Annotated in this window: 11 protein-coding genes; 5 read left to right on the top strand and 6 right to left on the bottom strand. The window is 61.4% G+C overall.

The window, feature by feature from the left end:
* Positions 1–13: 13 nt before the first annotated feature.
* The 3 genes from VJ698_RS03195 to VJ698_RS03205 all read right to left on the bottom strand — a co-directional run bounded on the left by VJ698_RS03195 (position 14) and on the right by VJ698_RS03205 (position 4918).
* A complete protein-coding gene (locus tag VJ698_RS03195; protein ID WP_324101226.1) occupies positions 14–1324 on the bottom strand; it encodes a nucleotide sugar dehydrogenase in 1311 nt (436 codons plus the stop codon).
* A 75-nt stretch (positions 1325–1399) separates the two neighbouring features.
* The gene (locus VJ698_RS03200; protein ID WP_324101227.1) at positions 1400–3382 is read right to left on the bottom strand and encodes a nucleoside-diphosphate sugar epimerase/dehydratase; all 1983 of its coding nucleotides are present in this window, start codon (positions 3380–3382) and stop codon (positions 1400–1402) included.
* A gap of 294 nt (positions 3383–3676) precedes the next feature.
* Positions 3677–4918, bottom strand: a complete 1242-nt coding sequence (locus VJ698_RS03205; RefSeq protein WP_324101228.1) for an O-antigen ligase family protein — start codon at positions 4916–4918, stop codon at positions 3677–3679.
* 423 nt (positions 4919–5341) lie between these two features.
* Between VJ698_RS03205 and VJ698_RS03210 the strand changes: the two genes are divergently transcribed.
* From VJ698_RS03210 to VJ698_RS03230, 5 genes are all read left to right on the top strand, one after another.
* A complete protein-coding gene (locus tag VJ698_RS03210; protein ID WP_324101229.1) occupies positions 5342–6751 on the top strand; it encodes a hypothetical protein in 1410 nt (469 codons plus the stop codon).
* A 37-nt stretch (positions 6752–6788) separates the two neighbouring features.
* A complete protein-coding gene (locus VJ698_RS03215; RefSeq protein ID WP_324101230.1) occupies positions 6789–8087 on the top strand; it encodes a glycosyltransferase family 4 protein in 1299 nt (432 codons plus the stop codon).
* Complete coding sequence (locus VJ698_RS03220; protein ID WP_324101232.1) at positions 8084–9514, top strand: UDP-glucose/GDP-mannose dehydrogenase family protein; 1431 nt, start codon at positions 8084–8086, stop codon at positions 9512–9514. The genes VJ698_RS03215 and VJ698_RS03220 overlap by 4 nt, the downstream gene beginning before the upstream one ends.
* 41 nt (positions 9515–9555) lie before the next feature.
* Positions 9556–10680: a DegT/DnrJ/EryC1/StrS family aminotransferase gene (locus VJ698_RS03225; protein WP_324101233.1), complete on the top strand. Its 1125-nt coding sequence runs from the start codon at positions 9556–9558 to the stop codon at positions 10678–10680.
* 234 nt (positions 10681–10914) lie between these two features.
* Positions 10915–12597, top strand: coding sequence for a hypothetical protein (locus VJ698_RS03230; RefSeq protein WP_324101234.1), 1683 nt, complete (start codon positions 10915–10917; stop codon positions 12595–12597).
* 70 nt (positions 12598–12667) lie between these two features.
* Here the strand turns inward: VJ698_RS03230 and VJ698_RS03235 are convergent, their stop codons facing one another.
* From VJ698_RS03235 to VJ698_RS03245, 3 genes are read right to left on the bottom strand one after another with little or no spacing between them, the layout of a single operon-like run.
* On the bottom strand, positions 12668–13291 hold the full coding sequence (locus tag VJ698_RS03235) for a membrane-associated phospholipid phosphatase (protein ID WP_324101235.1): 624 nt from the start codon (positions 13289–13291) through the stop codon (positions 12668–12670).
* Positions 13292–13301: 10 nt separating this feature from the next.
* Positions 13302–14498: a DegT/DnrJ/EryC1/StrS aminotransferase family protein gene (locus VJ698_RS03240; protein WP_324101236.1), complete on the bottom strand. Its 1197-nt coding sequence runs from the start codon at positions 14496–14498 to the stop codon at positions 13302–13304.
* Positions 14455–15153 carry an acetyltransferase gene (locus VJ698_RS03245; protein WP_324101237.1) on the bottom strand — a complete coding sequence of 233 codons (699 nt, stop codon included), beginning with the start codon at positions 15151–15153 and terminating at the stop codon, positions 14455–14457. The genes VJ698_RS03240 and VJ698_RS03245 overlap by 44 nt, the downstream gene beginning before the upstream one ends.
* Between the last annotated feature and the right edge of the window lie 18 nt (positions 15154–15171).

Consider the following 15171-nt stretch of genomic DNA (forward strand, 5'->3'; position numbering starts at 1 on the left):
TATCCTTCCATCATCATGACTTGATCACATTCGGCAGCTGCTCGAGATACACGCCGCGCGTGTCGACAATCAGCTTTGCGCGCTTCTGGATGAGCTCGTAATCAAAAGCGCTGTGGTCGGTGGCAAGCAGCACGAGGTCGTAGGACGCGATCGCTTCCGGCGTCAGGCGAACGCTTGCGAGATCGAAATGATGCTCGCGCATTTTCGGGAACACGGGCACATGCGGATCGGAGTAGTCGATGTGCGCGCCCTTTGCGCGCAGCAGTTCCATCAGCTTCACCGATGGTGATTCGCGCGTGTCGTCCACGTTTTTCTTGTACGCCACGCCCAGCACCAGGATTTTGCTGCCCTTCACGGAGCGTCCATGTTCATTCAATGCGCTGGTCACCTTGTTGACGACCCAATGCGGCATGTCATTGTTGATTTCGCCAGCCAGCTCGATGAACCGGGTATGCAAACCATACTGGCGCGCCTTCCAGGTGAGGTAGAAGGGGTCGATAGGAATGCAGTGCCCGCCGACACCGGCACTGGGGTAATAGGCAGTGAAGCCGAACGGCTTGGACGCTGCCGCATGAATCACTTCGTAGATATCGATTCCCATGCGGTCGGCGATGATTTTCATTTCATTGACTAGGCCGATGTTGACCGAACGGTGAATGTTCTCCAGCAGCTTGGTCAGTTCGGCCGCACGCGTGGAGCTGACCGGCACCACCTTGTCCACGGCAGCGCTGTAGAGCGCGACGCCGGCCTGCCGGCAGGCCGGAGTGACACCGCCGCACACCTTGGGAATCGAGCGGGTATTGAATTTCGGATTGCCCGGGTCCTCACGCTCCGGGGAGAACACCAGGAATATTTCTTCCCCCACCTTGAAGCCGCGCGCTTCGATGCGCGGCTTGAGTTCTTCTTCCGTAGTGCCGGGATAGGTGGTGCTTTCCAGTGACAGGACCTGGCCGATGCGCATGTGCGGCACCAGCGTGTCGGCCGTGTTCAGGATGAAGCTCAGGTCGGGCTCGCGGTAGGCATTGAGCGGCGTCGGCACGCAGATGATGAGGGCATCGGGCTCGCCGGCGCGCAAAAAATCGCCCGATGCTTCGAATCCTCGCTCTGCCGCTTCCCTGATCGATCTTGCCGAGATGTGTTCGATATAGCTTTCCCCGTCGTTCAACTGCCGGACCTTGTCATGGTCGACATCAAAACCGATCACTTTGAAGCCGGCGTAGGCGTAGCGCAGTGCAAGCGGCAATCCGACATAACCGAGGCCGACGATGCCGATCACGGCTGTCCGGTGTTCGAATCTGGATACGATCTGGTCTAGGAGTCTCATGGCATTGGCGCAAACAAAAGTTGATTGGCTGGGAGATGAATCAATACAAGCGTCGATCCACGGTTCGAGTCCGGCCTACCTGAAGTTCTCGACGAGCGAAAGGGACCGCAGTCGTGATGTGGCAGCCAGCGCGCCGGTCAAGGTCCCGATGTCTTCCGGCCGGCCCTCGTCATTCATCCGTGGCGTGTACTCCCGGACCAGTTTCTGCAGGAGGAAGCGGATCATGTTCCTGTCATTGGTCGTGCACGCCACCATCAGGTAGATGAGCTGCTGGTTAAGCTCTTCCGGGTCGATCACGTATTCCGTCGTGGTCATGATCCGCGGGTGCCTGCTGCGCACCGCATTCGGCGCGGTGAACAGTTCTTCGTACAGTTTCTCTCCCGGGCGCAGGCCGACGAACCGGATCTCGATATCGCCATGGCTGTTCTTTTCATTTCTTTCACTCAGCCCGCTCATGGCAATCATCGTGCGCGCCAGGTCAACGATCCGGACCGGTTCGCCCATGTCCATCGCAAACACGTCGCCGCCGGTTGCCATGGCGCCCGCCTGCATCACGAGCTGCGCCGCTTCCGGGATCGACATGAAGTAGCGAACGATATCGGGATGGGTAATGGTGATCGGGCCGCCGCATTCGATCTGTCTGCGGAACAAGGGGACGACCGATCCCGAGGAGCCCAGCACATTACCGAAGCGCACCATGCAGAACTTCGTCCCGGTGACAGCCTTGAGTGCGGCGGACTGAAAGATCAGCTCAGCGACACGTTTGCTGGCGCCCATCACGCTGGTGGGGCGCACCGCCTTGTCGCTCGATATCAGCACGCAGGTCTGGACGTGGGACTTGTGGGCCGCGCTGGCGACGACCTGGGCGCTCAATACATTGTTGCGTACCCCCTCGGCCATGTTGCTTTCCACCAACGGCACATGCTTGTAGGCGGCGGCATGGTAGATCGTATTGATATCGTAGTCATCGATAATGCGTTCCACCAGCCCCGCGTCGCATGCCGAGCCCAGGTGGCTGACGACGGAACGATCTGGAAAGCGCGCCCTGAGCTCGGCCTCGATGCAGTACAGCGCATATTCGGAGTGATCCAGAACATGCAGCTCACGCGGCGCGAGGGTGATGATCTGACGGCACAGCTCGCTGCCAATGGAGCCGCCGCCGCCTGTCACCAGCACGTTCTTGTTCCGCACGCAGCGCGCGAACAGTTCGGGGTCGGGCCGGATCGGCTCGCGGCCGAGCAGGTCGTCGACCTTCAGGTCGCGGATGGATCGTGTTGAAATAGCGTTGTCGGCCAGCTCCATCAGACTGCACAGGATCTTCACGCGGGCGTTCGAGCGGCTGGCGCGGTACATGATCTCCCTGCGCTGTTCGGGTGTCGCCGAGGGAATCGCGATGATGATCAGGCCGATGCGCCTCTGGTTCACGATCTCCAGCAGGCGTTCCGCGTGGAATACCTTCAGGCCGGCAACGTTGCGCTGGTCGAGCGATTGCTTGTCATCGAAAAAGCAGATCGGAAGGTAGCGGCCGTTGGCGCGCATGGCATGCACCAGCTTGGCCCCTGCTTCACCCGCGCCGTAAATCGCGACCAGGCATTCCGGCTTCGTGCGAGCGGCCGGGTTACTGTTGCGCAGGAAGGCACGCGCCACCAGCCGCGATGTGACGACATAGGAGAAGGCGGTGAACCAGTAAATCATCAGCGCGTTGTGTGGCAGGCCGCGGTAATCCAGCAGATGCAGCAGCGCGTAGGTGAACAGGATGGCAAGTGCCAGGCCGAATCCCGTCGCAGACAGCAGGCGCTGATCGATGAAGCGCACGACCGCGCCATACAGGCCAGTCATCGCGAATACGCTGATCGTGATCAGGGGGATCAGGACATACGGTGCAAAACCATAATCGGCGATCGCGCCTGCCTGTCCGACGCGCAGCAGCATCGCGACCAGGAAGCAGACTGGAAGGGAAGCCAGGTCGGCGGCCACCATCAGCAGGACCTTGCTGCGCCTCGACATGGACACCAGTGCAAATCCGAAGCGATAGGCAAACGTCTGGCTTGTCTCCAACCGAATCTCCCTCGTATTGATGAACAAAACTGCGCTTTCCCTGCCGCCGAAACGACGCCTTCACTGTATCGTGGTGGCCGCAAAAAATTAAGTATTTAATTTCGATCGATGCAGTGGCAACGTGGCCCCGCTGATCCAATTTTTCGATCTGGTTCACCTACCTTCTCTGTATGCAGGAGAAGCAATGGCATGGCGCGCGGCGGAACACGCGCCATGCAGGCACCACCAGGGTGTCGAGCGGGATGCGAAGGGACTGAGAGTGGGCTGCGAATGGACTGCGAGTGAACCCGTTTATCAGGCGGATAGCGGGACGATGGCCCGCTGCTCGTGCGGACGCTCGCGCGATGTCATGACCTGTGAGCCCGAGCGGCTGCAGCAGTAATGCGAGTATCTGCCGAGCGCGGCCGCAATGAGGACGTCAGTGAAATTCTTTGCCGTCAGCAGCAGAAGTATCGTGACGAACAGCAGCGCGAATGTCAGCACGAATTCATTCGATCTGCCTTGCCTGTTCTGTATTGCGAGGTCGGTGCACACAAGATACATCGGCAGCAGCATCAGGCAGGCCAGATAGAGAAAGCCTGGTAGACCAAGATCGACCCAGGCGGAAAAAATATTGTGGATATAGTCGCCGGATCCGCCTAGCACCGCATAGCTTCCGTAGTCACCGAGCAGGGGATGGTCGGCGATCGTCCTCAGGCCGTTCAGAAGCAGGGAATTGCGCGCTTGCCACGAGGCATCTGCGGACAGGTCCAGCATTTCCAGCGTCCTGTTGTTTGGCAGGATGGCGATCAGGTTGTCAAAGTAGACCACGCATAGCGCGATCGCGACGCCCGCGAAAACAAGAATCACCCATCGGTACCTCGCGTAGAAGACTTCGATCAGGAACACCGTGACCGTCAGGGCGATCAGTTCGCTGCGGGCACCGTTCATGAAGAGCGCCGGAATGCAGAGCGCATAGATCAGCATGCGCAGCGGAATACTGTTCGTGAACGCCGCCACGGCGAGCGCCGTCAGGAAGTAGGACCGTGCGAATCCCTGATAGGAGGCGAGGCTTTCAGTATTGCTCAGCGCACTGTCCTGCTTGAGATAGAACATCCCGTCGACGGACAGATAGAACACGAGCACGGTCATCGCCACCAGGGATCCGAAGGCAGCCCACCTCACGATGCCGGATCGAAAGTCGGCCATCTTGAAGACGATGAATACGACAGCGAACTGAAGGATCGCAAGGAGATGGTCCTTGACGACATCCTGGTCGGCGCCGGCCGCCATGTTGAATGCCACAATGAAAAGAAAATACAGGAGAAAGAGGAAGAAGAAGATATCGAAGCGCGGCAGGTATCGCAGACCCCTCGTCACTTCAAACAGATAGCCACCGATGAGGAACGGCGCGAACGCCAGCGCAATCCAGGAAAAATATCCGCCCAGCACGGGGCCGATCATTCCGGTGCCCAGGGCCGAATGGTAAAAGAAGAAGCCGGGAAACAAGGCGAGGAAGGCAAGGTGCGCCATGCTCCGGCTGACGGAACTGAACATCACTGGTGTCGTATCGATCGCAAGTGAGCAAGTGACCGCGGCGGTCCAAGTGCGCAGTCTGTGCAAAAGATCACCTTGATGGCTTGAGTTATTTCAAACATTGCTGCATCGCCTGCAACGCATCGAAAAAACTGCGCGAATCCGCGACCTTTCACGCCGATGCATCGGGATCTTGTATTTTTTATTTTTTCTCGCCTTCGCTAGACTGGGCTGGGGCTGCGCTTCAGCATGCATCCGCATGGGAAGCGCTTTTTTCTGCATCGCCTTCGCATCCAGGCATATGCCGGCTGAAAATTGAGAATCTTTCGAACTTACGTTTTTTGTTTGCTTGCTACTGGCTGGACAGGCGCAAGCGGCCAGGATATTGCGTCGCCGGATTCTGGCTTTGGTTGCGGCGCAAGCGTCGAAGCGGAGGCATGGTCCATGTGGGACGCGGATGTGCGGAACTACCTCCAACGGCAACTGCTGCATGATCGCCTGCTGCAGCAAGGCGATGTGTACGCGCTCTACGATTTCCAGACCTTCACGCACAACGCGGTGTCGATGGCGCGGCGCTGCGGCCGTGTGGATCGCCTGTCGGAAATTGCCATGCTCGTCGATGAAGCTTATCAAGCCATGGAACCGGGAACGACACGCTCGCCGGGCAGGAAATGGATATGTCGCGGCGGCAGCATCTGTACGGAAAAGAACCATCTGCTCAATGCGGAAGTGATGCTCACCAGCGTGCAGTTCCTCGGCCTTGCATCCTCCCTTGCCAATGCGCTGGCAGTCTCCGCCCGTCCGCTGAGCAGGCGGGACCGCGTGTTCGTGCGCGACACGGCCCGCATCGCTGCAGAGCATCTGCTGCGGTGGGGAAACGACGAAGCGATCAAACGCATCGAGGTCAATACCGGGACAGGTCCGGAACAGGTCAAGGATGGCGGCTCCGAACTGTTCTTCACCGACAAGCCCCTGTGGCAGATCACGATCTACGCGGAGGTGGCCGGGATCTGGTATCGCAAGGACCCTTCCCTCGCCACAATGGACAATACGGTCGAGCGAACCGAGGACGCGCGCATGCGCCGGCATGTCAGGACATTGCTGCGATTTTTCTCGGCGCGCGTCTCCTATCACACGCCAGGCAAGGGAAAGCCCGTGCACGCGAAGGCCGCGCATGGGAAAGCGGCGGACCTGGACCGCGGCTACTGGCGTCACTACGCCGATGGCCGGTATGCGGCTTATGAAGGCGCGCAGAAACCAGTTGTGTGTTCCGCCGCGGATGATGGGGGGAAGGATTTCAGGCTGGACGTACGCGTGCCCGCTGAATCAGTGCCGCGTCGCAAGGATACCGGCTGGGATATCAGCCATGCGCGCCGCCTGGTGCATGCGCTCGACGCGCTCGAACTCAATCGCGCGGCGATGAAAGCAGTGTATGCGCTCGACGACACGCAACTGCCGCCAACCGGCCTTGCCGCCGCCTTTGCCAACGCCTTGGTCGCCGACATCTGGAACGGTGACACCGAACGCCCGCTGTTCTCGAATTACTGGTCCGGTGCGAACGGCTGGTATCGCGTCGCCTACGACAACGGCACCGGCCAGTGCGTGGAAGGAACGCCGCCGTATGGACTGAGCAACGCCTTTCCCACCGGCGGTTATGTGACTTGGGCACGCTACAACCCGGTCATTGGACTCCTCGGAAAAAATCTGTACGCACTGGCAAACCGTTCCGACGCGCAGGCCAGGGACTTCATCGATCGATATTACCGCCCGCTGGGGCCGGTGTCCGGCGCGCAGGGACGCATGCTGTCGCGCTTCATGTTCGTGTCGTCGCTGGCGGGAAGCGTGGGCGAATGAAGACTTCCAGAAACCGGCCATTCAGAGAGAGTGCTGCATGAAGCAGGTATGGATCCTCAATCACTATGCGCTCGAGCCGAACAGCGCGGGCGGCACGCGCCACTTCGACCTCGCGGCGAACCTGCTCGAGCACGGCTGGCGGGCCACGATCATCGCGGCCAGCGTCGAGCATCCGACCGGGCGGCAACGCCTCGCGCCGGGTGAACGGCGACGTCACGAACATCTCTCCGGCATTCCCTTTCTGTGGCTACGCACGCCGGAATACAAAGGCAACGGGATGTCCCGCATCCTGAACATGTTCGCCTATACCTGGCGCGTGCTCCTGCCCGCCTCTGTGCGCGATCTTGCGCCGCCCGACGTCGTGATCGGCTCCAGCGTGCATCCGCTGGCGGCGCTGGCCGGACTGGTGCTGGCGCGGCGCCATGGTGTCCCGTTCATCTTCGAGGTGCGCGACCTGTGGCCGCAGACGCTCATCGATTTCGGCAAGCTGCGCGAGCACAGCATCGCTGCATGGATGCTGCGCCGGCTCGAGGGATGGTTGTACCGGCGCGCGGCGCGCATTGTCGTATTGTTGCCATACGCCGGCGACTACATCGCGTCGATGGGCATTGCCAAAAAGAAGGTCGCCTGGATTCCGAATGGGGTCGAGATGTCCTCCTTCGCCGACTCGGCGGCTGATCCGGCGTGCATTTCACGCCCGGATCAGGCGGCGCCGTTCGAGCTGATGTACTTCGGTTCACATGGACAAGCCAATGGGCTCGAACCCCTGGTGCGTGCCATGAAGCTGGTGGCCGAACGTGTGCCCGCGGGGGACGTGCGCTTGCGCATGATCGGCGACGGCCCCTTGAAACCGCAGCTGATGCAGCTGGCGCAAGCGCTCGGCCTTGACAACATTTCCTTTGAAGCAGCCGTGCCCAAGCACGCCATCCCCGCGCTCGCTGCACAGGCCGATGCCTTCGTGATTACGGTGGTCGGCCTGCCGCGCCTGTACCGTTTCGGCATCAGCATGAACAAGCTGTTCGATTATCTGGCAGCGGCGCGGCCGGTGATCATCGCCTCCAGCGCCGCCAACAACCCGGTGCGCGATGCCGATGCCGGGCTCACCGTTCCGCCGGATGATCCGGAAGCGCTGGCGCAAGCCATTCTGTCGCTCTATCGCATGTCGCCGCAGGAACGTCAGCGCATGGGCGCAGCGGGACGCCGCCATGTGGAGATGCATTACAGCTTTGACCGCCTTGCCGCGCGGCTGGCAGCGACGCTCGACGGCTGCCTGCCGGATGCCGCACGGCGTGAGGCAATTTTGACATTCAAACTACCTACGGGGAACCAGGAATGAACATCACGATTATCGGATCCGGCTATGTCGGCCTTGTCACGGGTGCCTGCCTCGCCGAACTGGGCAACACCGTCTTCTGCCTGGATGTGGACGCACGCAAGATCGACACGCTCAACGCCGGCGAGGTGCCCATCTACGAACCGGGACTCAAGGACATCATCGAACGCAACAGCGCAGCGGGGCGGCTGATCTTTTCCACCGACGTCAAGGCGAGCGTGGCCCACGGCGACGTCCAGTTCATCGCGGTCGGCACGCCGCCTGACGAAGACGGTTCTGCCGATCTGAAGCATGTGCTGGCGGCGGCGCGCAATATCGGCAAGCACATGGATCGCTTCAAGGTCATTGTGAACAAGTCAACGGTGCCGGTCGGCACGGCGCAGCGAGTGCGGCAAGCGGTCACGGAGGAACTGGCGCAGCGCGACCTGCCCCGACTTGAGTTTGCCGTGGTATCCAATCCCGAGTTCCTGAAGGAAGGTTCGGCGGTGGAAGACTTCATGCACCCGGACCGCATCGTGATCGGCGTTGAAGACGATGCCACGGGGGCACGTGCGCAAGGCCTGATGCGCGCCGTGTACGCGCCGTTCACGCGCAACCATGAGCGCACCTTTTACATGGATGTCATTTCGGCTGAACTGACCAAATACGCCGCCAACGCCATGCTCGCCACGCGCATCAGCTTCATGAACGAACTGGCCAACCTCGCGGACAAGGTGGGCGCGGATATTGAACTGGTGCGCCAGGGAATCGGGTCCGACCCGCGTATTGGCTACAGCTTCCTGTATGCCGGCACCGGCTACGGCGGCTCCTGCTTTCCGAAGGATGTGCAGGCGCTGTCGCGCGTCGCATCCCGCTTCGGCCACAAGCTGAACGTGCTGGACGCGGTGGACGCGGTCAATGACAGCCAGAAGCGGGTGCTGGCCGACAAGGTCGTCGATCGCTTCGGCGATGATCTTTCCGGCCGGACCTTCGCGCTGTGGGGCCTCGCGTTCAAGCCGAACACCGATGACATGCGCGAGGCGCCGAGCCGCGTCCTGATCCGCGAGCTGCTCACGCGCGGCGCGCGCGTCCGCGCCCATGATCCCGTTGCGATCAAGGAAGCACAGCGCGTGCTCGCGCGCGATTTCACCAACGCGCCACGGCTGCTGGAACACATTACCTATGTCGAACGCGCCATGGATGCGCTGAGCGACGCCGATGCGCTGTTGATCGTGACGGAGTGGAAGGCGTTTCGCAGTCCCGACTTCGCGGCGATCAGGGCCCGCCTCAAACAGCCGCTGATCTTCGACGGACGCAACCTGTATGAACCGGCGCTAATGCGCGAAGCCGGGATCGACTATCGCGCGATCGGCCGAAGCTCAAGAATACCGCCGCCGCCCGAGCCGGTTGCCGGCGCGCGCCAGACATCCTGGCAACACTCGGGCTGGTAGGACGGCCTGTAAATCTCCCAACAACCATCAATGCCCACACCATGGAAAAAAATGCCGTCCCGTTTGCGGACCTGTACGCACAATATCTCTCCATCAAACCTGACATCGATGGCGCCATCGCAAGAGTGATCCGCGAATCGGCCTTCATCCGCGGCCCGGACGTCGAGAAGTTCGAGCAGGAATTCGCCACGGCGCTGGGAATCCGGCATTGCATTTCCTGCGGCAACGGCACGGATGCGCTCTACATTGCCATGCATGCGCTGGGCGTCGCTCCGGGCGACGAGGTCATCACCTCCGCCCATTCATGGATCGCGACGTCCGAGACGATCACGCAGGCGGGTGGCAAGGTGGTGTTCTGCGACACGGATGACGACACCTTCACGATCGATCCGGCGCAGATCGAGGCTCGCATCACGCCGCGCACAGTCGGCATCATTCCAGTGCATCTCTATGGCCAGCCTGCCGACATGGAGCCAATCATGGCCATTGCGCGCAAGCACAAGCTTTGGGTGATCGAAGATTGCGCGCAGGCCCATTTTGCCCGCTACCAGGGGCGCATGGTCGGCACCTTCGGCAATGCCGCCACCTTCTCTTTCTATCCCGGCAAGAACCTCGGCGCGATGGGCGACGCTGGCGCGATCGTGACAGCCGATAGCGCACTGGCGCGGCAGATGGCGATGTTCGCCCGGCACGGCGGCCTGTTCAAGGGCGACCACCAGATCGAAGGCATCAACAGCCGGCTCGATGCCATGCAGGCGGCGATCCTGTCGGTCAAGCTGCGGTATCTCGCCGCATGGACGGACGCGCGGCGTGAATGGGCCGCAGCCTATCGCAAGGCGCTGTCCGGCACGCCTGGGCTGATTGTTCCGCATGCGGCCGCCGGTCGTGACCACGTGTTCCATCTGTATGTCGTGCGCCATCGTCTGCGCGACGCGCTGGCGGCACATCTGCGCGACGCCGGCATTCAGACCGTCGTTAACTATCCGGTGGCGCTGCCCTTCCTCCCGGCCTACCGGCACCTCGGGCATCGCCACGAGGACTTTCCGAACGCGTTCGCACATCAGCAAACGATCCTCTCGCTACCGCTCTTTCCCGAGATGACGAACGAACAGCATGGACGTGTCGTGGCAGAAGTGTCACGCTTTTGCCGGAAGAACGCTTCCTGACACAACGACGCAATGCAAGGCCGCTGCATCATGCGAATGATGCAGCACTTCCCACTTCCTGAAACCTCGTGCCGCGCCGGCACGTGTCGCGAGTGAACCCACGCCGCGACTGCGTGATTCTTTCATCACGCCGCTCCCCTTGTAACGCAATGAAACAAATTCCCATGGGAACTATTTTCCGCTGGGAAAGCTCTGACGTGGGCTTTTTGTTTCATCGATTAGAGGGGAGCCTACGTGTCATCCGTTTTGAAGCAGCAGTTTTTCAAGGCCGCAGTATCCTGCACCTGCGCCAGTGTTTTACTCGCCGCCTGTGGCGGCGGCAGCAGCGAAGATCCGGCGCAATCCACCCAAGCCAGCTCCGACGGCGCCGGTACCGTCATCACAGCCGGCTCCATGCGCTGGAAAAAGCAAACCACGACCACAACTACGACCACCACTGCCCCGGCACCTGCTCCCGCACCCGCACCTGCGCCAGCTCCCGCTCCGACAACGGTGAACCGCTTTGCCTGCGGCGGCAGCGCCGAAGCCGCAGTATGGAAGCTGTGGGATGGCAGTACCTACATGCACAACTACCTGGTGCAGAACCTGCTGCAAGACCGTCTGCTCACGCAGCATGATGTGTATGCCTTGTACGAATTCCAGATCATTTCCAACAACACCTGGTTCATGGCGCAGCGCTGCGGCGAACCCGCCCGTTTGCGCGAGGTCGCCCAGCACATCCGCACGGCCTACAGCGCCCTGGAGCAGACCTCGACAGGACGCCAGTGGATCTGCCGCGGCGGTTCCATCTGCACGGATAACGGATACCTCGGCAAGGAAGTGATGCTCGCCAGCGTGCAGTTCCTCGGCCTCGCCACGCAGGTCGCCAATGCGCTCGCGCATTCCGGTGCCACCCTGACCGACGCGGACAAGCAGTTCATCAACGACACGATCCAGATCACCGTTGAACACATGGCGCGCTGGGGCAGTGACTGGACGATCAACAACCTGAACCAGATCTCCACCAAGACCGCTGCGGATATCACCGACAGCTCGGACGCGTATTTCTTCTCCGACAAATACCTCTGGCAGATCATCGTCTATTCGGAATTGTCCGGCCTGCGCCAATGGCAGCGCGACCAAGGCTTCGCCGAGAGCGCCACCGTGCTGAACAATGCCACCCGCATGCACGATCATCTGAGCGCGCTGCTGCATCTCTTCAACGCACGCGTTTCGCTGCTGCGCACCTCGACCGGCCGCCTTGGCACCGAGATGTCGACGGCCGACATGGCCGACCTGGACCGTGGTTACTGGAGGCTCGCCGCGCATAATGGTTGGTCCGGCTATGACGGAAGCACCAAACCGGTGCAATGTTCGCCGACCAAGCAGCTTAACGTGGCGTCCAGCAGCTCGACCCGCAGCCCGGATATTGGCTGGGACTTCAACCACGCCCGTCGTCTCGTACACGGCATGGACGCGCTGGAGCGCAGCCGCGACACGCTCAAGAGCGTCTTCGGCATGACAGACACGCAACTTCCGTCCACCGCATTGCCGCGCGCGTTTGCGGCCACGCTGGTGAATACGATCTGGAATGGCGACAAGACCTCGCCGCTGTTCTCCAACTACTGGAGCGGCGCCAACGGTTACTATCTCGCCCAGTACGACAGCTCGACCTGCGTGGAAGGATATGTCCCCTACGGGATCACCGACTCCTTCGCGACCGGCGGCTACATCACCTGGGCGCGCCACTTCCCGCTCATCGCCGAGCTTGGCGTGCGCTTGTACGACATGATGAATTCTCCGACCGATTCGGCGTCACCATTCATGACCAAGTACTACCAGCGTCTGAGCGCCTCGGGTGACCCGGAGGACAAGGCGATTTCGCAGTTCATGTTTATTCCGAGCCTGGTGGACGTGCCGAACGTCGTAGGATGGTAAGCACTGCTTGCTGAGCACGACCAGGAGAAAGCCGGCATGTCATCATGCCGGCTTTTTTTTCGGCACGCTGTCAACAGCGCGAATCACGGTTGATGTCATGGCTGATGTAGGGCCGTTCGCTCCCGGACAAGTGCAGCGCGGCCGACACCATCCAGCGCTCCAGCGAGCCTGGCTTGAGCTGCCAGACCACAAGGAAGACGAGCGCACTGCTCGCGAGCAATGCCGGATTGACGGGCACGGTCGGAAGACGGGCCGACTTGCGGATGAACCCAAGGCTTACCGCGCCGCCGATCAGGGTGCCACCGATGATTTCCGGAATCGAATGGAAATCGTAAAACGCCAGGCATGCGCCCATCGCCAGGCTGAAGACAAAACCGAACAGCACGCCCATGGCCCGCGCTTTCGCGGAATGCCCCTGCAACAGCAAATACATTCCGGTCGGCGCGACGGATGTCGTGAGGTATGCATGGCCGCTCATGGCCTTGAACTCGATCGACGGCACTCCAACACCCCAACCCATGAAGGCCATCTTTGACGCAATGATCAGGCCGAGCCCGGACAGGAACAGCAGTGACCACCACCAGGCGACGCGCCATCCGCGCGACACGACAAGCCAGGCACCGATGGCCGCTGCTGCGGGAAGCATGAACGTTGTGCCGCCGACGTAGACCAGTTTCATCCATGGAATCAACACGCACTCCTCCTCATTGCCATGATCGCCCGTCGTTGCGGGACGCCTGCGCCAGCACCTCCTCCAGCACCGCGCAGGTCTTGTCGATATCGGCTTCGGACAGCGTCGGATGCACCAGGAACATCAAACTGGTTTCTCCCAGCTCCCTGGCGACCGGCAGGCGTTCCGCGGGCCGGCAGCCACAGCCATCGAAGGCCTTCTCCAGATAGACCTCGGGACAGGTGCCGTGATAGCAGGGCACGCCACGTGCCACGATCTCGGCGAGGATACGGTCGCGGGACCAGCCCGCAGCCAGCCTGTCCGGCTCGACAAAGGCATAGAACTTGTAATAGGCATGCCGCACATGTCCGGGGACATCCGGCACCCGGACAGCGGGAAAGCGTCGGCACGTTGCGGCGACCCGCTGGGCGTGCATGCGCCGCCGCTCGCTCCATTCCGGCATGCGGCGCAACTGGATGCGGCCGATCGCCGCCTGCATTTCCATCATCCGCATGTTGGTGCCGAAGGATTCATGCACCCATCGGAAACCCGGCGCGGGAGCGTGTTCATGCATCGCCTCCCACGACTTGCCATGGTCCTTGTACGACCACATGGAAGACCACCATTCACGCTGATTGGTGGTCACCATGCCGCCCTCGCCGCCGGTCGTCATGATCTTGTCCTGGCAGAAGGACCAGGCAGCGATATGCCCCAGACTACCCACGCTGCGACCCTTGTAGCGCGCACCATGCGCCTGCGCGCAGTCCTCGATCACGTGCAGCCCCTGTTCGTTCGCCAGCGCCATGATCGGATCCATGTCGCAGGGCATGCCTGCCAGGTGGACGCAGATGACCGCGCGAGTGCGTGGCGTCAGCACAGCCCGGATGGTCTCGGCGCTGATGTTCTGACTGTCCCGGTCGACGTCGGCAAACACCGGCCTTGCACCGCAGTGGACGATGCAGCTTACGGAAGCCATGAAGGTACGCGGCGTCACCACCACCTCATCACCTGGCCCGATGCGCAGCGCATGGAGCGCCACCTCCAGCGCGGCCGTGCCGTTGGCAAGCGCAACGGCATGCCGGGTGCCGGCCCATTCCGCGAATTCCCGCTCGAACTCGCGGCACTCGGTACCGGTCCAGTAATTCACCTTGTTGGAAAGCAGCACATTCCTGGCCGCGTTTGCCTCTTCACTTGTGAAGCTTGGCCATGGGGGGAACGGCGTATTCAGCATGGTTGTTTTCCTCTCGATGGTCTGTTTCTTTCCTTTGCATGATCCTGGCCGGATTGCCCACCACGGTCACGCCATCCGGCACATCCGACACCACCACCGCGCCGGCACCGATCATGGCCTTGCTTCCGACGTTGATCTGCTGGCGGATGCACGCCCCGATGCCGACCCAGCTCGCATCGCCGATACCAACCTCGCCGGCTAGGTCGGCACCCGGGCTGACATGCACGGCGGTTCCTAGCAGGCAGTCGTGCTCCACGATCGCGCCGGTATTGATGATGCAGGCAGGCCCGAGCACGGCGCCGATATTGATGACCGCCCCGGCAAACACCACGCTACCGGCGCCGACGCTGGCGTGCCTGCTGACGGTGCTTGCGGGATGAATCACGCTCACGAGCGAGAAGCCCTCATCCCGCAACTGCAGCGCAATACGTGCGCGCAGCGCGTTGTCGCCAATGGCAACGACCACGTCGCAGCTGTCTCGGGGCAGTTGCATGAAGGCGTGGATCGAACCGACATAAGGCCAGGGCCCGTTCTCCATGCGCTGCGGCCAGGCGTCGTCGTAGAAGACGATATCGTCCCAGCGACGGCATGCTTCCGCCGCATCGGCCACGACCTTGCCGTGGCCACCACCGCCGAGGATGGCAAGCCGTCTCACGTTGCGCCGCACCTCTGT

The sequence above is a fragment of the Noviherbaspirillum sp. genome (genome assembly GCF_035254685.1).
In the GTDB taxonomy this organism is placed as follows: domain Bacteria; phylum Pseudomonadota; class Gammaproteobacteria; order Burkholderiales; family Burkholderiaceae_D; genus Noviherbaspirillum.